Source organism: Luteibaculum oceani (assembly GCF_007995015.1).
In the GTDB taxonomy this organism is placed as follows: domain Bacteria; phylum Bacteroidota; class Bacteroidia; order Flavobacteriales_D; family Luteibaculaceae; genus Luteibaculum; species Luteibaculum oceani.
In genome coordinates this window covers 1-17993 of the sequence record NZ_VORB01000011.1, presented here as the reverse complement: position 1 = coordinate 17993, position 17993 = coordinate 1, and the positions used below count along the sequence as shown (strand labels likewise).

The window sequence follows — 17993 nt, the reverse complement described above, 5'->3', positions numbered from 1 at the left end:
TAGCAGCTAAAAGACTTAGTATTTTCGCGCTCCTCAGAAACTAAGGCAATGGAAAAACTATCTCAACATCTTGCACCTACTAGTCCTACTCCGCTTAACTTATCTATTTCTCGAGCCGAAGGATCGTATTTGTACAGTGCCTTTGATAGACCTTACCTAGATTTTATAAGTGGAATTGGCGTATCCAATATGGGCCATAAACACCCCGCCGTTGTTAAAGCCATAAAAGACCAGGCCGATAAACACCTCCACGTAATGGTGTATGGCGAAATGGAGCAAACCGTGCAAACCGAATTCGCCAAATTATTAACCCAACAAACTCCAAAGCACCTCAACGCCGTTTACTTTGTCAATTCTGGGACAGAAGCCAATGAGGCGGCGATAAAACTGGCGAGAAGAGTTACCGGAAAATCCGAAATAATCGCATGTAGAAAATCCTATCACGGTTGCACTACCGGCTCCCTTGCCATTTCGGGAAATGAAATGAAAAAGTACGCCTTCAGACCCTTGATGTCTGGGGTAAACTTTATTAGTTTCAATAAACTCGAGGATCTTAACCGAATAACGAAAGAAACCGCAGCAGTTTTTATAGAAACCATTCAGGGAGATGCAGGCATTAGAATTCCAGACAAAGAATGGATGAAAGCCCTTAGAAAGCGTTGTGACGAGACCTGTACCTTACTGGTTATGGACGAAATTCAGTGCGGTATGGGTAGAACTGGAAGTCTATTTGCATTTGAGCAATTCGGGATAAGCCCAGACCTACTAACCTTGGGAAAAGCGTTAGGCGGAGGTTTACCCATTGGAGCATTGCTGGCATCGGAAAAAATGCTTAACCAATTTGCCTCAAACCCGGTTTTGGGACATATCTCCACTTTTGCTGGTCACCCCTTAGCATGCGCAGCTGGATTAGCCAATTTAGAAGCCATGTTGGAGGAAAATGTAATTGCCGAAGTTGAAAACAAAGGGAAATTGCTACACCAACTTCTACAACATCCTAAAATTGTTGAGGTTAGATGGAAGGGCTTATTTTTTGGCGTTGAACTTGGTAATGCCGAGGAGGTTAAACAAGTAGTAGAAGCCTGCCTTCAACAAGGTGTTCTGGTTTATTGGTTTCTAAGCAGTCCGAACAGCTTTAGAATTGCTCCACCACTTAATATTTCTATAGAAGATTTAAAATTTGGTGCCAACGCTATAGTTAACGCCCTTAATCAGCTTTAAGACTTATTTGCTCCTACACGGGTAGATTTCCCTTCAACTTTTGGAGGCATGGTACCGAAAATAAAGTCCCAAAGGGGTGTGCTTACCCCAAAGGCCTTATCCTCGTATTTGTAGTGATGCAAATTATGGTGTTTCCACAGGTATCCAAACATATTGTTTGGCGCTCGGCGCGTATGTACTATATAATGCACAAAAAGGTATCCACCATAACCAAGGATAAATCCAGAGAAAAAATGGTAGGAAAAGTTCCCCATTGCTAAATACAGCATGTAAAATAGCAACCCTGCTACAAGCAATGCAACAGGCAAGGGCAAGGCCAATCTGTCTTTATCTTTAGGAAATTCGTGATGATAGCCATGTACCTTATACTGCCAGGCTTCCTCTTCTTTGTAATCGTGCGAATGATAGGTAAATCTATGGATTAGATATTCCATTAAGGTAAACAACAGCAGGCCACAGATAAACATACTAGCCTCCATCCAAAACGATAATCCTGAATTTAAATAACCATAACCATAAAAGATAACAGAGATGGCTGTGTAGGCAGATACCACAACAATAGAGTTTGTTCGTGTTAGTTTTTCCAATACTGGATTATCGAACATTTTCGACTCAGCTGCCTTGCTTGGGGGTGTAGTAGTTTGAGTGCTCATATCGTAGGGTATTGTACCACCAAGATAAAATAATCACCCGTAGATTTAGAAAATTAACGCTCTTGTTTTAGTTTTTTTAATGAACAATTACCAGTTGAAAGACACTATTATCATTACTAATACTGATTTGAAGCCAACATTACCAGTGTACATGCAGGCAACACCGCCACTCCTTTAGACTTTAAGCTATCCATTAATGGCGACTCGGTACCAGGATTAAAAATAACTCTATTGGGAGGATACTTTTCCATGTAGGCCGCCACTGCTTCTTGGTGTCTCGGTCCAACGTATAGGGTTACCGTATCTACTTTAAAATCGGGAAATTCTGTCATAAATGGAACTCCAGACACTTCTCCACTTTTTAAACTCACCGCATAAATAGGCTGTACCTTATTTTCCACCAACCTATTGATAGCTAAATAACTATATCGCTGAGGATTTTCACTTGCTCCTACTACTAATGTACTTTTATTCATTTTTCAATTTCTCTATTTGATCCAGTATTGCCGTTAAGTGCTCTAAGTTGGTCGCTACGTTCATGATGGATACTCGAAAGTAAAACTGGCCAGAAATTGTAGTTCCTACTATGTAGTGGGTTCCCTGCTTAATTAATCCATCTAGAAACGCCAGAGCACTTGATTTATCTACGTTTTTCAGTTTAAAACATACAATATTGGCCTCTGGCTCTTGGAACAACTCCCATGCAGATCGCTTTTTAATTTCTGCCGCGAATTGATGGGCCAAATCAACCAAGTATTCCATCATTCTTGCCATTTCTGGCTCGCCTAACCACTTTAAGTTGGCGTAGGCTTTTAAGCCCATCATCAGCTTGGTACATTCTAAGGTTCGCAAGCCACTTTGCGCATAAGGCTCAGAACTTTCCTCTGGCCATAAATAGGCTGCATCTTGCTTAAATGTTTTATAGGAATCTAGACCATTTTTAAACAAAACAGAGGTGGTAAGTGCCGGAGTAAAGCCCATTTTGTGAAAGTCGATCACCATAGAATTTGCCAATTCTGCCCCTTTTAACAAGGGTTTAAGCTTTTGCGATAACTGAAATAGCCCACCATGAGCGGCATCGACATGGAACCAAATTTTTTCTTGTTGGCAGATTTCTCCCATGGCCTGCAGGTCATCGAAAATCCCAGGTCCGGTGCTACATGCCGATCCAACAACGGCAATAATTTTTCGATTTTCCTTGCGTACCTCTGCAATTGCTTTTTGCAGGGCCTCTCCGGTTATTTTATGTTGGTCATTGGGTTTTATCTTGCACACCCCTTTTGCACCAAATCCCATAATACGAACGGCTCTATCCACACAATAATGAGCATCCTCTGAAACCAATACCGTATAATGGTCCTCCACACCTTTTTCCCAGACATCATCAAATGCTTGCCTTGCCGCTAACAATGCTGTTAGATTTCCTATTGAGCCCCCAGAGGTCATGATTCCTTCCGCATCATCCCACCCAAATGCTTTTCTCAACCTTTTAAGTACTATGCGCTCTATTGCGTTTGCGGCCTGGCCCATATCGTATACCGCCATTCCCTGGTTAAAGTAATTTGCCAAATATCCTGCCAATGCGGATGGAATACTGGGGGGAACTACCTGATGACCAGCGTATCCAGGATGATATAAATGGTTGGAATAATTGAAAATTTTGGAGAGATCAGACTGCCAGTTTTCTGAAGATTCGAAATCAGCGATTACTTTCTGAATATCGGTTTTTTTGAGCACAGGTACTTCAGATTGCTCTTGTAACTCAGTCCAATTGTTGATTTGACCATGAACACTATCAATAAACTGTTTCCAATAAGCTCTATCGTAAGCCAAAAAATTCCCCATACCCAAGAATAGCTAATAAGCGGACTAAAAGTAGAGAAGGCTTGTTAATAATTACAAGCCCGAAGATTTCTTTATGAATTTTTGCACTTGAGTGAGCCCCTCAAACTCCATAACTACCGAATAAACTCCTTCTTCTAAATTTTCGGTGTTAAGCTTTAATTTCTCAAAAGCTTGCACGCGATATTCGGCTATTTCTCTACCAGAGGGATCTCGCAAACTTAATACTAGAGGTTTTCCTTCCTTATTTTCTATCCAAAGATGGTCATCCACCGGGTTAGGATAAAAATACAAAGGCAGTAACTCTCGCTGTTCCTCAATATCGGTAAAGGGTTCTGTGTACTTTACCACCAATTTTGGAGCCCTCCTTAAATCTCGCTCAAAAGCCATGGCATTTCTATTTCCACTGCCTTCGATTAGAAAACCTATAGCATTAAGTCCGTTGATTTCCGTGAAATTTTCCTCCAGTATTTCACTTAAATCAGGACTTCGCTGGTCTGCATTTTGCAAGTAGGGATAATTCCATTCCGGAACATCCCAGAGAGCGAAAGCAGATGTTCTTTCGCGCGAGCTCAAATCAAATCCCAAGTCTTGAAAAGGGCCGGTATTGCTTGTAGAAATTCCATAAATAAGCACCTGAGCTGGACCAGATTCACTATCCTCGGAGGAACTAAATTGTATATATGCTTCATTTATTTTGGCTTGGGGACTAAGGTCCATCCCCTCAAAATATAGGCCTACAATTGTTGATGCGCTCCCCAACAATGCATCCCGAGACCCCAAGGCGAGATCATTTCCACCTACATCTACAATACCCGTTACTTTAGACTCCTCGGCATCGAAAGAACCATTTATTATTCCGGGGTCACTCTCTTTAAGCTCTATGTAGAATGGCAGCGCTAAACTCACTGCCTGCCCCTGATTGGAGTTCACGATAATTTGTAAGTTGTGTTTCCCTGGATTTAAATCGGAAAGCAATAGTGCATTAGTACTTCCGGGCAAATCGGCTTTTAAGGTATTGTTGAGAAAAACTCGCACACGGGTTAATTCTCCCCCTCCTTTAACCCCCGCTTCCCAAGAAATTTCAATGTTTTTATCGTTGCGGTATTCTCCAAAATTGGGATGAATAACATTTACAAAGGTTTCACCTTCTTTAATACGAGGTATTTCAATTTGAAAAGCTCCATCCATAGGGATTATTTGAGCTCCCTCTGGAGTTTCAAACTTGTTTTCACCGAATCGCTCAGCCACCGAGCTACCATTATTTACCCGTACTGCTCTAATTATGGCCCGATCACGCTCCACCAACACCCATTTTAACTGATTATCCATGGTGGCATCTAAGGTCCAGTGACGAGTATCGTTAGCGCTATCGAGACTGTTGGCTATGGTACCATCACCAAAATAAGTTACACCCTTGATCGGTTCCTTTAAAAATCCATCCTCAGAACCATTACCCTCAAATGGAATCATGGGTTGGGTTATTTTATTTAGACTTCCACCTCCTTCGTATGCCAAATCAAATTGAAACTGGTTAAACAATGGGGCCCATCTTATTTTGGCTTCCTCGTTATCTGATACTCCCTTAGTATGAACCCTAAAGGGTCTGTGATAAGCAGCCATTTTCCAAAATTTGGAAGAGGCATTTAAACTCAATGAATTTGCCATCCAAAGGCGTTGTTCCTCGCTAGATGACTCATTGGTATTTAGCAAGTACAGTGCCAGTTGGTTCTCCCCTACCGGCAAATAGTAGTAGGAATCTTCACTTTGCAAGCCAAAAATATCCACCAAATCCGTTGAAGCATCCTCATCTCCCAGCACAGGCACTATGGGGTATACCCTTCCATCCGAAGATGTTGCCAATTGCCAATCATCTAGCCAAGCTTCCCACTCAATTGGCAAACTAAAGCCAGTAAAATCTCCACCCAGCACCACCAAATCGGGTTTTAGTTTTGCTATAAGCGAAAAGGCCTCCTGCCGTAACTGGCGATTGCCTGTCATATTTGCCCCACATACCAAACTTAGTGGGACATCCATATTTTCTGGAGTAGTTTTAAAATAGAGTCTTTCCGACACGCCATTATCATCGACCACCACGAAAAAATAGTCGCTTCCGGCTTCTAGATTTGAAAGTTCAACGAATTGATTGAGCATGCCTTTGCTGTAGGTGAAACGCTGAGCTACTTGACTAAATGGGTAATTATTTGGATCTGTTCCGCCGTCTTGGGTTCCGTAATATACCCGGGCTGTTCCCCCAAAAACCTGCTGAAAGGCAATGGTCATGTTATTAGAGGGGTTCTTGGTCGCTACAAGACGAATACGCGAAATTTCGGCATTCGAAATCAAGGAAAAACCTAAGAATAAAATAACAAGTACAAATCGTTGCAAAGCGTTGGTATTGGTTCGACTAACTAAAATAGAGGTTGAATTTTAATTACCTATAAGTATTCGATGGATTACGCTATTTTATTTCGAATTACCCCTAAGACGTTGTTCTTGATATGTCTAGACACAGAATCCATCCATGAATCTTAGTCATTTTTAATATTTTATTTCTCTAAATCTCAATTGGTGAATATTTTTTCAATCAATTTTTGTTTTTACCATATTTTATTTCTTCATTTGCAACGTAAATAACACAGAACCATGTCACAAAGCGCTTCTTTCTTCTATTATTACTTTAATTATTCTGGATAAGAAGCTAGGTATATATTGATCAATTTTAAAAGCCTGCTTCTACCGAAGCAGGCTTTTTTTTTTACTCAACATTATGAAATCAAACACTTTCTATTTCTGGTATTACTTCTATAACACGCATCAAAGCGAATAGGGAGATATTATGCAATAATGATTTAAGGCCACTCCCATCGAGTGGCCTTTTTTATTCCAACCAACTATGAAATTAAAAATTGCAATTCAGGGAATTAAAGGAGCCTTCCACGAGGAAGCCGCGATCAGAGCATTTGGTGAAAATATAGAATGCCTTTGCTGTCAGAATTTTCCAGAAGTAATAAAGGCACTCGATGGTAATGAAGCGGATTACGCAGTGATGGCCATTGAAAACACCATTTCTGGAACCATATTAAATAACTACAACCTTATTAGAGAGGGCAATTGCGAAATGGTAGGAGAAGTGTTTGTACCAATTAAGCAGTACCTAGGTGCAATACCCGGTTCTACCTTAACCAACTTGCGAGAAGTAAGATCCCATTACATGGCATTAAACCAGTGCAGAGACTTTTTTGAGGCATTCCCCAAAATTGATCTTGTTGAAGCCAGAGACACCGCTTTTGCCCTAAAAGAAATAGCTACCCTAAATGACCCCGGCTTGGCGGCCATTGGAAGCATAAATGCCATAAAGGAATATGGTTTAGAAGTTTTAGCTAATAACATCCAATCCAACCAAAACAACATCACCCGATTTGCCATCCTGGGAAAGGAATCCGAACCGGTCTTTGGAAATAAAATCAGTTTATCGGTGATTTTGCAAGACACTCCTGGCGCCCTCGCTAATTTGCTTACGGTTGTTCATAAGCTAAAAATAAACCTTACAAAAATCGTCTCGGTCCCTATTCCCGATAGCGTTTTTCGATATCGATTTTACCTAGAAATAGTGCTGCCAAGCCCTCACATTTTTGAGAGCAGTATGCACGAAATCTCCTTTTATCTGGACGATTTAGAAATTCTTGGCAGGTACAATAGTTCACCCTGTCCAACCCCAAAATTTGAGCAAAACGATAACATTTTAACCCCTCAATTAATATGAAAAAGAGAATTATATCACCACTTATTCCCGAGCATCAACCGCTTGTAATAGCAGGCCCATGTAGCGCGGAAACCGAAGAACAAGTATTGGAAACCGCAAAGGCTTTAAAACAAGACCAAAGAGTTAATGTATTCAGGGCCGGAGTATGGAAACCTAGAACCAGACCTGGATCTTTCGAGGGTAATGGAAGTAAAGCCCTGCCCTGGTTACAACGTGTTAAAACCGAAGTAGGACTGCCCGTGGCCATCGAAGTTGCAAACGTAAAACACGTTTACGAGGCACTTAAGGCCGGAATAGATATTTTATGGATAGGAGCTAGAACCTCGGCAAACCCATTTGCCGTGCAAGAAATAGCAGAAGCACTTGCTGGAGTTGACATCCCCGTTTTGGTAAAAAACCCAGTAAACCCAGATGTAGCTCTTTGGCTAGGAGCGCTGGAAAGATTAGAGAAAAAAGGGATAAAAGACCTAGGAGCCATACACCGGGGAGTCAGTCAGTTCGAAAAATCCACCCTTAGAAATAAGCCGGCATGGCAAATGGCTATTAAATTTCGAGAGGAAGTTCCAACCATTCCCATTATTAACGATCCCAGCCATATTACCGGTAACAGGGAACTAATTGGCAGTATTGCGCAAACAGCTTTGGATCTAAACTTCGACGGGCTAATGATAGAAACCCATCCCAACCCAGATGAGGCCTGGAGCGACGCCAGTCAGCAGGTTACTCCCGAACAACTGAGTTGCATCCTAGATCAGCTTATTATACGCACCGATGAAACTCCTTACACGGTTCAAAAAAATATAGACGAACTAAGGAATTCTATCAATTACATAGACGACCAAATTCTGGAGCTATTGCAGTTCCGTATGAATGTTGCTTTAAATATTGCCCGTTTTAAAAAGGAGAACAACATGACAATTTTCCAGGCAGAGCGCTGGAATGAACTTCTTTTGAAAAACAAGGCCAAGGGAGAAAAACTAGGCTTAACCCCAACCTTTGTTTCTAAGGTTTACCGAACTATTCATCAAGAATCAATTGATAACCAAGGTAAAATTTTCAGTGATGTTATCAATGTATAATCTATCCGAAATAACGGTTTCTAAAGCCCCATTGGTAACAGAACTAAATGATCTTTTAAAAGACAAAAACACGGTAGCCTTGGTGGATGAAAATGTTGCCAAAATCTATGCTGGTCTTTTTAAAGACGTTTGGAATAAGATAATCCTGATAAGAGCAGGTGAAGGCGCTAAATCGCTGGTGTATACGGAAATTGTGATACAACAATTGCTCGAGTTAAACATAGACAGGTCATCCAATTTAATTGCTGTTGGCGGTGGGGTAACCTGCGATTTAACAGGGTTTATCGCAAGTACCATTTTCAGGGGGATAAACTTTTCTTTTATCCCCACTACCCTTCTTGCGCAAGTGGATGCGGCAATTGGCGGTAAAAATGGTGTGAATTTTAACGGGTACAAAAATGTTATTGGAACCCTTCAGCACCCCGATTTAATTCATATAAACATCAACTTTCTTAATACTCTCTCAGATATAGAGTTCACAAGCGGCATGGCGGAAGTTATAAAGCATGCTTGCATCCATTCTTTTGGGTACTTCGAATTTCTAAAGCGAAATGCAGCCGAAATAAAAGAGAAAAACCCAGAGATTTTACTGGAGATGGTTCGACAATCAGTTGAAATCAAAGCCCAAATTGTGGCAAAAGATCCCAAAGAAATTGGTGGAAGAAAAATTTTGAATTACGGACATACCTATGGGCACGCCATAGAAACCCATTTAAATATCCCACATGGTTTTGCGGTAAGTATGGGGATTATTGTAGCAAATGAACTGGCTGAAAAACAAACGGCTTTATCTGAAAAGGAACAACTAGAAATTAAAAACTTACTCAGACAATTTGGATTACCTACAGACCTCAGCTCATTAGAATTTAATGCATTAAAAAACAAAATTTCAAAAGACAAAAAGCGCATCCAATCTAAAATCGACTTTATACTGCTCGAAGAAATTGGTTCGCCAAAAATTAAAGCCATAGACCTATGCGACCTACCCTAAGCATTCCCCCCTTTAAGTACAGCGGAGAAATAATTGCACCCGCATCAAAAAGTGTTTTACAAAGAGCTATTGCCATTGCCAGCCTCCAACCACGGAAAACGATAATAACTGGATACACCCCAAGTAATGATGTAGAAGCAGCTTTGGAAATAGCTAGCAGAATTGGTGCCAGCTGGGAAATAAACGATCGTGAACTGCAAATTATCGGCACAAAAAATGTCGACCTGGAAACCATAGAGATAAACTGTGGAGAAGCAGGTTTAAGCACTCGAATGTTTGCTCCCATAGTTGCAACGCTATCTAGGCAATGCAGCATTTCCGGTGAGGGATCCCTTTTATACCGCCCCCTACCTGGTATTATCGACGCGCTGGAGCAGCTGGGAACACGAGTGAAATCCAATAATGAGAAACTACCCATTTTTACTGAAGGAAAAGCCCAAGCTCAAAATATCAGTATTGATGGTTCGCACAGCTCGCAACTGCTTACAGGATTGCTAATTGCGTTATCCCATCAACCCCTAAAAACAAAAATCTCAGTTAGCAACCTTAAAAGCATACCTTATGCTCAAATGACCTTGGATTTGCTTCAGGAGTTTGGAATCCACATCGAAAACAGGGAGTTCAAGGAATTTGTAATTCCTCCTTTTAACCCATCCCTTACGCAGGACATTCATATCCATGCAGAAGGTGATTGGAGTGGTGCTGCTTTTCATGTGGTGGGAGCCGCAATTTCGGGCAAAGTGAAATTACTGGGCTTGGATATAAACTCTTCTCAAGCTGATATGCAAATCATACATGCCATAGACAAGGCGGGGGCGCGTTGGTCCTGGAATCAGGAAGAAAAGTCAATTACCGTGGAGAAAAACCAACTCAATGCATTTGAGTTTGATGCAACCCATTGTCCAGATCTTTTCCCTCCGTTGGCCGTTTTGGCTGCAAATTGCAAAGGAACCTCTGTAATTCACGGAACACATCGTTTAACGCACAAAGAAAGTAACCGAGCATTAACCATTCAGGAGGAACTTTCTAGGTTGGACATTGCAGTTGAACTGGAAAACAACACGATGAAAATCCATGGGTTCCCTGTTCACAGTGGTTCCATTTCCTCCAGAAACGACCATAGAATAGCCATGATGGGGGCTACTTTTGCAGCCGTTTCGAAAGCTCCGATTATCATCGAAAAACCAAGTGCCGTTCAAAAATCTTACCCTTCATTTTTTAATGACATAGAACCTATGTTCAGCAACATTTCTAACTAAAAACAAAGGCCGTCTGAATACTCAGGCGGCCTTTAAATAAATCGCAACAATTAAGAAAACTCTACTGCTTTAAAAAGCTTTCGCGAACTCTAGTTCCAGCTTTATTTGTTAATTCGAGTATATACATTCCTCGGTCTAAACCGGATAAATCTATTTTAAAGTCCTTCTTGTTAACGCTACCCTCAAAAACCCTTTTACCATCGGTTGACCAAACAGCGGCGGTTTTAATAATCTGACCCGACGTAATGTTTAGCTCATTAGAAACTGGGTTTGGATATAAACCAACCTGAATATCACTTTCATAATCAGATATTTCTGTAGTTGTAGCGCAAGATTCGTCGTCCTGGATATTTCCACATTGCTTACTAGACGCTAAGAGTGGATGATCTCCATACTTAGATTCCAATAGCGCCAAAGCTTCCTCTACATTATCCTTCGCTACATTAATGTTCCTGAGGTAATTAGTAAAGGTGGTGTCCTTTCCTATGGCAATTGCAAGGGTAAATCCAATCTTTTCCCCTGGCATAAAAGACTTGCCATTTAACAAAACCAAGCTGCGTTTATCACCCTGTGGCACACCAGCATTTTCTGGGGTCCATCCTGTTCCTGAAATAGCATCTCCATCGAAGGCATATCTCGTAACTGGAGCATTAGGATCCCCGTTGAACCCGTTGCCTGATTTACGCATACACTCCCCATTATCTATGGCACTTAAAGCTTCGTGAATTGCAGTATCCAAAGCAAAAGCGCTAAATCCTTCTAAAGAAACATTTCCACTAATTCCACACCCAAAAGAGGCAACGGCAAGGGCAGGCGGGTTACTCCCCCAAGCATCTTCGTCGTCTGCATCTCCATTGTATGCATAAGCAATTCCTCTGGTAGAATCGCTTCCATATTGGTCATCATTTGCAAACCCAATATCAAAATCCATCCAAAAACCAGATTTCAGTAAATCAAACTCATGCATGCCTCGGTTGTATAGCTCCACATTTACAAAAACTACATTTTCCAGAACACTTTCCTCTTCCGTTTGAGGGGTAATAGTGAAAATCTGTAAATGCTTCTCCACACCCATCCTAAGATGGGCAGGCATTCCATTGTCGTTCTTTATTTGATAAATTATCTGATCCCCAACAATATCAGGGTAATCGCCATTTTCTGGATCGTAAATACCGTTTTTATTAAAATCTACAAATGGAGCCATATTTGCCATTTCACCAATGCTAGTATCTCCTTGTGCTGGCCAAAACTTAATAGAGAAAGGTACGGTGTAGTTGGGATCTGAATAGTTTGCCTTATGGGCTTCTATTTCCTGTGAACTCACCTTAACCAAAGACCTTGCTGCACGAAACCTATTGGTGTTCATTGTACCCTTTTCATAGGCAGCATCACCTGTTGGATAGAATGTTTCATAGATGGTTTTTCGGTCACCGTCCTGATTGTATCCCGAAAACCAAAAATTACTAGCATAGATCAGCGTGTTGCCATCGAAACTCAATCCTTTAGCCTCACTACCATCATCATAAAAAACTCCCTTCTCATTTAAAACTGGGATTCGCCAATGATTGGTGGTTAAAACCTCCTGCTGAGCGTGCAAACTCATGCCTACTAGGGCACTTGCAAAAAAAGTAAGAAACTTATTCATTTTGTAGGGTTTTTCTGGATGATGAATATATGTAATGTCAAAATAGTTTACAAATAAGCTCAGATAGTTTGTTATTTATTTCGGGGCATTGAAGAAAGTTTTGTTTTGTTATCAACAGGTCTGCGCTATCATTGGCTATATTTTTATTTTGCGATTGCTAGTGCCAGCCATGAAAGTCTGTATTGCCGAAAAACCAAGTGTAGCCAAGGAAATTGCCAAAGTAATTGGTGCCGATAGGCGCATGGATGGATATTTCGAAGGAAATGGATACCAGGTAACCTGGACTTTTGGCCACTTTTGCACCCTTCTCAACCCTGAGGAATATTTCCCCCAATGGAAACGCTGGGATATTTACCAACTTCCCATGCTCCCAAAACGCTTTGAAACCAGAGTAATGGACGATCGCGGGGTAAAAAAGCAATTTAAAATTATAGAAACCCTACTCCAAAAAGCACAATTGGTAATCAATTGCGGGGATGCCGGTCAGGAAGGAGAATTAATTCAGCGCTGGGTTATAAAACACGCGAATTACACTGGTGAGGTGCAACGTTTATGGATTTCCTCCCTTACAACCGAAGCTATTAAAGAGGGTTTCGAAAAGTTGAAACCCGCCACCGAGTTTGACAACCTTTTTTACGCAGGGTCTTCCCGTGCCATTGGGGACTGGCTTTTGGGTATGAATGCAACACGGCTTTACACACTTAAATACGGTGGATATAAGCAGTTGCTTTCCATTGGCCGCGTTCAAACACCAACGCTTGCCATGTTGGTGCAACGTCATCAGGAAATACAAAACTTTAAACCTGAGCCCTACTGGGAATTACAGACTAAATATCGCGAGGCGATATTTAACCATACCGAGGGTAAATTTCATCAAAAAGAAGAGGGAGAAAAACTTTTAAACCTGGTTAAAGGAAAAGACCTTGAGATTCAGGATATAGAGCGAAAAGATGGTAAAGAATATGCGCCCAAGCTTTTTGATCTTACAAGTTTACAAGTCCACTGTAATAATAAGTTTGGATTTACTGCAGAGCACACCCTAAAGTTGGTTCAAAAATTGTACGAAATGAAGGTGGTGACCTACCCTAGGGTAGATACGACTTTCCTTCCTAACGACATGTACCCCAAAATTCCAGGTATACTAAAAGGATTAAAACAATACGACCAATTAACTAGTCCACTACTCTCCAAGAAGATTCGCAAGCCAAGCAAGGTATTTAACGACAAAAAAGTAACCGACCACCATGCTATTATACCTACGGGGGAAGAAAAAAGTTTAGCTCCAGACCAATTTAAGGTGTACGACAGCATAGTACGCAGGTTTCTTTCCGTATTCTACCCAGATTGCAAAGTCGCAAAAACTACAGTTAGTGCTGAGGTTGAAAAGGTGGCTTTTGTAGCCAAGGGTAAGGAAATATTAGAACCCGGTTGGAGGGTAGTTTTTCAGAAAACCTCGGACGAACAGGACGAAGAAACCAACAAAGAAGACGACGGAATACTTCCCAATTTTGAAAAAGGGGAAAAAGGTCCACACGAACCTAGCTTTGTGGAGAAAATAACCAAGGCCCCAAACAATTATTCTGAAGCTACCCTGCTCAGAGCCATGGAAACGGCGGGCAAAAATGTGGAGGACGAAGAATTAAGGGAATTGATGAAAGCAAACGGCATTGGCCGACCATCCACACGTGCAAGCATCATTGAGACCCTGTTTAAGAGGAAATACGCCAAAAGAAATAAAAAGCAGGTGCTACCAACGGCCTTGGGAATTCAGCTAATTGAAACCATTCAAAACGAATTATTGAAATCGGCCGAGTTAACAGGCCATTGGGAGAAACAACTCAAGGAGATTGAAGATGGGTCTTACTCCGCCGTGGATTTTATCCACAACATGAAAGTTATGGTTCACGAATTGGTTCAAGAGGTTAAAAAAGAACGCGGAAAAATCCTCACTCCACCCCCTGAAGAAACCGAGGTAGAATCTACGTCCAAAAAAGCAGGCACCACTAAAAAGAAGGCAAAAAAAGAGCTAATTGGATTTACTTGTCCCAAGTGTAACTCGGGAAAAATCTTAAAGGGTAAAAACGCCTATGGTTGTAGCAATTTCCAAAGTGGTTGCAAAATGGTTTTACCCTTTAAATACGAGGGAAAAAAACTTACCGAAAATCAATGGTTACGGCTATTAGAAAAAGGAGAGACAACTAGCATTAAAGGTTTTGTGCATAACGGCGAAAAAACCGAAGGCAAGCTGAGGTTAACAGATCAATTTCAAATTGAACTTATAGCCTCCAAAGACAAAAAAACGGACGCCCCCATTGCGGCCATGCCTTCTTGCCCAAAATGCAAAAAGGGCACCATTATAAAGGGGAAGTCGGCCTATGGATGTTCGGAATGGAATTCAGGTTGCGATTTTAGATTCCCCTTTGATGAAATCAAAAAAAGAGCCGAAGGCAAAGCCCTTACAAGAGATCTGGTTCTATCTATTATTTCTAGCTAGGATCATCGCCTAAAAATCTGGAAGATACCAGACAGGTCAAAAACCTCCCTTTTCTAACCAATCTGCACCCCCTATCTCACATACATTTTAAGAGTAATCACACCAGTACTGGCATGTATTTGAACAAAATAAACGCCTGCATTCAAGTTGTTTAGTTCTAATTTCTCACTGTATGCTCCTGCTTGAAGCAGCCCCTTATATTCAGAAAAAATTACTCTTCCCTGCACATCCTGAATTACAACACTAACTTCGCTTGCACGTTTAAGTCGATAATCCAACGTAGCTTCTCCTTTATTGGGATTGGGGTAAACCTGTGCGGATTCAATTTCAGAAGCCAACTCCGTTACCCCAGTTGGATCGGAATTCTTATCCCCAACAAAAATGTCATCGATGTACAGATTATTTCCACCATCGGTAACATTTACAATTTTCAAAATAACGTGCTCCTCGTTTCGGTATTTCCATAGTAAAACGCCGGTTTCGTCCCATTGCGAGGAATCTGGTATAAAATAGTCTGTTGTAGTAGGAGCTGTAGCGAGCGACTCTTGGGTCTTATACATCACTTGCTCAAAAGAAGCTCCGCAATCTGTTGACAGTAAAACCAGCAGCTCATCCGAATAGGTTTCATCGGATTTCGCATAAGCATACTTTATTCTCAGCAAGGGCGTACTCGTTGCCGAAGCCAAGTTTAATGGTGGCAAAATAAGTTCGTCTGCCGACCCATAATTGGTATTGATTAGGTTGTTAATCCGCAGGGAATATCTACCGGAAAACGCGGCATTTGAATCAAGTTCCCAGGTGATTCCACCATCGTGATTAACCAATTCTAAACTCGCGGGCGGATAATTTCCAGACTCCATATCCTCGAAGAATGGTAAATCGGCACCAATTCCGGGTTCGCTTACTTTGATATAATCGGTTTGGATAATACTATCCTTATTGCCCAAAGCATCTTCGATTACTAATTTAACATCGTATTCACCAGCTTCAGTGTATGTTACTTGGGGGTTTTGCTCCGATGAGGTACTTGGGCTCCCCCCTTCAAAATACCAAGACCATGCCACCGGATTGTTTTGACTTTTCTCTATAAAATCCACACTATTTCCAACGCAAAGAGCCGTATTAACCACGGTAAAATCTGCTACTAATGGACAGCTTGTTGGCTCTTGATAATTTGGATCACAGCCAGTGGTTAGCAGGTTCTCGTATGACCAAATATATGTCCTCAAACTATCAAGGGTACCATGAATACGAGCCGCCTGTCCAGCTGTAAACATGTTCTGGCAGCTTCCCGGAGTGTAATTCATGTAATTCTCCTTCTGATCCATTACATCTGGATCGTCGTTAGAACAGGTGTTTAAGTCGATGCATTCGTAATTAGGTTCGGACTGAGGGGGTGTATCGCAAACATAATCCCCACCAGTACACGGATCGCCATCGCATCCATTCTGGAAAGTATGATAAAGCCCAAGCCAATGTCCAACCTCGTGTGTGGTAGTTCTACCTGTACTTCCCGCGGCCGTGCCCGAGCGTCCAAAAAAGTTGTTTTGTACTACAATTCCATCCTCGGCATCTGGTCCACCTGGAAAAGAGGCATATCCAGCCACAGATCCCGCAATACTTTTTACAACATAGATATTCAGGTATTTCTTATTGTCCCATGCACTAACATCCTTAAGTAAGCCTCTTTGATAGCTCTGGTGATTCGCCAAAGTTGAGTTAATCCTTATGATTCCATTTGTACAGTTTCCATTGGGGTCTATTTTGGCCAGCTTAAATTGAACCAGCGTATTAACTCCTTCCCCATAGCCTGCAGTTCCGTCCAATTTTTGAAAATCCTCGTTCAGCACATTAATTGCAGACGCAACTTGCGATTCACTGATATTACCTGCTCCACCAGTATGGAAAACATGAACTACAACTGGTATGGTTCTCAGGGTATCATGACTTTTTAACGTCGCATTACTCAATCTCTTTAAAGCAGCTTCTTGAATGGTATTTTCTATTTCAAAGGGAATTTGCTTTGCAACAACAGCATCGAAACCACAAGGCTCTGCTTGTTGTCCAATTAGCATACCCAAAAAGCAAAAATTGAGAAATGAAATTAGGAGGATGGATTTTTTCATAGTCCGACAAATCTAGCTTAAGACTTAATTACACACAAAGGAGGTGAGATCATAGTTTACTAGGATTTTGGATTTCAAAAATTCAGTACATGACAGTTGATACGGGGAGCTTGGACAAATCAATGCTCCAAAAACTATCATGCTTTAATCCACAACCTGATTTTGATAGAACGTACATAAAAAATTCTTACCCAGAGTTTTTCTATTCACACTTGGTTTACGGTACATACTATTTCTCGCATTGAGAAACCGTAAGCTTTTCGTTATCACAAATATACACATGGTTGATTGCAGCCTATCACCAGCATTAACATCAAAGAAAACTTAACCTGTCAACTTTTTTCAGGACGGGACAGACCGAACAGGCAATTAGCCAATTTGCTAATTAGCTAAAATGCTTCAGAAAAAGCCCGTCCGCTAGCGCGTTCGGGTGGCTTTTTTGCTTTCTCGAAAATCCTCAAGCTAGCGCTTCTTTCAAGTTGGACTTAGTGGAACGGATTGTTCCGCAGAGCGGAACATCCCTTGTGGGTGGGCTTCAGAAAAAGCCCGTCCGCTAGCGCGTTCGGGTGGCTTTTTTGCTTTCTCGAAAATGCTGGATCAAAACAAAAAGTTGTGGAGAAATTGAATAATCAGACCTTCGCAAAAATTCATTTTGATGTCTGATTTGAGCCTCCTTAAGTTGTTGTTACCAGAATACCTCGTTGATTATTTTGATGTCTTAAAGCATGAAAGTCATGGTGAGCAGCTACATCTCTATTTTGAAGAAAAGAATAAGGCTCCAATGGAGTATGCCAAAAATAAGCTCAGCTCAAAGGGTTTTCATCAGGAGATAACGATTCAAGACTTTCCTATTCGAGGACAGCATGCCTTTTTGCACATCAAACGGCGTAGATGGATGAATCACGACTCTGGGATGG

13 protein-coding genes are annotated in these 17993 nt (G+C 41.3%); 7 read left to right on the top strand and 6 right to left on the bottom strand.

What is annotated here, in order from left to right; genetic code table 11:
• The first annotated feature begins 48 nt into the window (after nucleotides 1–48).
• Entirely contained in the window at nucleotides 49–1221 is a 1173-nt protein-coding gene (locus FRX97_RS11075) for an aspartate aminotransferase family protein (RefSeq protein WP_147015284.1), read from the top strand.
• On the opposite strand, the gene FRX97_RS11070 is transcribed toward FRX97_RS11075, so the two are convergent.
• The 4 genes from FRX97_RS11070 to FRX97_RS11055 all read right to left on the bottom strand — a co-directional run bounded on the left by FRX97_RS11070 (nucleotide 1218) and on the right by FRX97_RS11055 (nucleotide 6104).
• The gene (locus FRX97_RS11070) at nucleotides 1218–1874 is read right to left on the bottom strand and encodes a sterol desaturase family protein (RefSeq protein WP_147015283.1); all 657 of its coding nucleotides are present in this window, start codon (nucleotides 1872–1874) and stop codon (nucleotides 1218–1220) included. The two genes, FRX97_RS11075 and FRX97_RS11070, sit on opposite strands and share 4 nt — an antisense overlap.
• A 116-nt stretch (nucleotides 1875–1990) precedes the next feature.
• A complete protein-coding gene (locus FRX97_RS11065; protein WP_147015282.1) occupies nucleotides 1991–2350 on the bottom strand; it encodes a CoA-binding protein in 360 nt (119 codons plus the stop codon).
• Nucleotides 2343–3719, bottom strand: coding sequence for a pyridoxal phosphate-dependent decarboxylase family protein (locus FRX97_RS11060; RefSeq protein ID WP_147015281.1), 1377 nt, complete (start codon nucleotides 3717–3719; stop codon nucleotides 2343–2345). Before FRX97_RS11060 ends, FRX97_RS11065 begins: the two co-directional genes overlap by 8 nt.
• Nucleotides 3720–3770: 51 nt before the next feature.
• On the bottom strand, nucleotides 3771–6104 hold the full coding sequence (locus FRX97_RS11055) for a fibronectin type III domain-containing protein (RefSeq protein WP_147015280.1): 2334 nt from the start codon (nucleotides 6102–6104) through the stop codon (nucleotides 3771–3773).
• 508 nt (nucleotides 6105–6612) lie between these two features.
• On the opposite strand from FRX97_RS11055, the gene FRX97_RS11050 reads away from it, so the two are divergent.
• From FRX97_RS11050 to aroA, 4 genes are read left to right on the top strand one after another with little or no spacing between them, the layout of a single operon-like run.
• Complete coding sequence (locus FRX97_RS11050; RefSeq protein WP_147015279.1) at nucleotides 6613–7482, top strand: prephenate dehydratase; 870 nt, start codon at nucleotides 6613–6615, stop codon at nucleotides 7480–7482.
• On the top strand, nucleotides 7479–8561 hold the full coding sequence (locus tag FRX97_RS11045) for a chorismate mutase (protein WP_147015278.1): 1083 nt from the start codon (nucleotides 7479–7481) through the stop codon (nucleotides 8559–8561). Before FRX97_RS11050 ends, FRX97_RS11045 begins: the two co-directional genes overlap by 4 nt.
• Nucleotides 8554–9552, top strand: coding sequence for a 3-dehydroquinate synthase (aroB, locus tag FRX97_RS11040; protein WP_170227117.1), 999 nt, complete (start codon nucleotides 8554–8556; stop codon nucleotides 9550–9552). Before FRX97_RS11045 ends, aroB begins: the two co-directional genes overlap by 8 nt.
• The gene (aroA, locus tag FRX97_RS11035) at nucleotides 9537–10811 is read left to right on the top strand and encodes a 3-phosphoshikimate 1-carboxyvinyltransferase (protein ID WP_147015276.1); all 1275 of its coding nucleotides are present in this window, start codon (nucleotides 9537–9539) and stop codon (nucleotides 10809–10811) included. The genes aroB and aroA overlap by 16 nt, the downstream gene beginning before the upstream one ends.
• 61 nt (nucleotides 10812–10872) lie before the next feature.
• Here the strand turns inward: aroA and FRX97_RS11030 are convergent, their stop codons facing one another.
• The gene (locus tag FRX97_RS11030) at nucleotides 10873–12456 is read right to left on the bottom strand and encodes a T9SS type A sorting domain-containing protein (protein WP_147015275.1); all 1584 of its coding nucleotides are present in this window, start codon (nucleotides 12454–12456) and stop codon (nucleotides 10873–10875) included.
• 169 nt (nucleotides 12457–12625) lie between these two features.
• Between FRX97_RS11030 and FRX97_RS11025 the strand changes: the two genes are divergently transcribed.
• Nucleotides 12626–14950 carry a DNA topoisomerase 3 gene (locus tag FRX97_RS11025; RefSeq protein ID WP_147015374.1) on the top strand — a complete coding sequence of 775 codons (2325 nt, stop codon included), beginning with the start codon at nucleotides 12626–12628 and terminating at the stop codon, nucleotides 14948–14950.
• A gap of 71 nt (nucleotides 14951–15021) precedes the next feature.
• On the opposite strand, the gene FRX97_RS11020 is transcribed toward FRX97_RS11025, so the two are convergent.
• A complete protein-coding gene (locus FRX97_RS11020; protein WP_147015274.1) occupies nucleotides 15022–17076 on the bottom strand; it encodes a M43 family zinc metalloprotease in 2055 nt (684 codons plus the stop codon).
• A gap of 655 nt (nucleotides 17077–17731) precedes the next feature.
• On the opposite strand from FRX97_RS11020, the gene FRX97_RS11015 reads away from it, so the two are divergent.
• Nucleotides 17732–17993, top strand: a 262-nt coding sequence (locus FRX97_RS11015; RefSeq protein WP_147015273.1) for an ISAon1 family transposase N-terminal region protein, incomplete at its 3' end; no start/stop codon positions are given.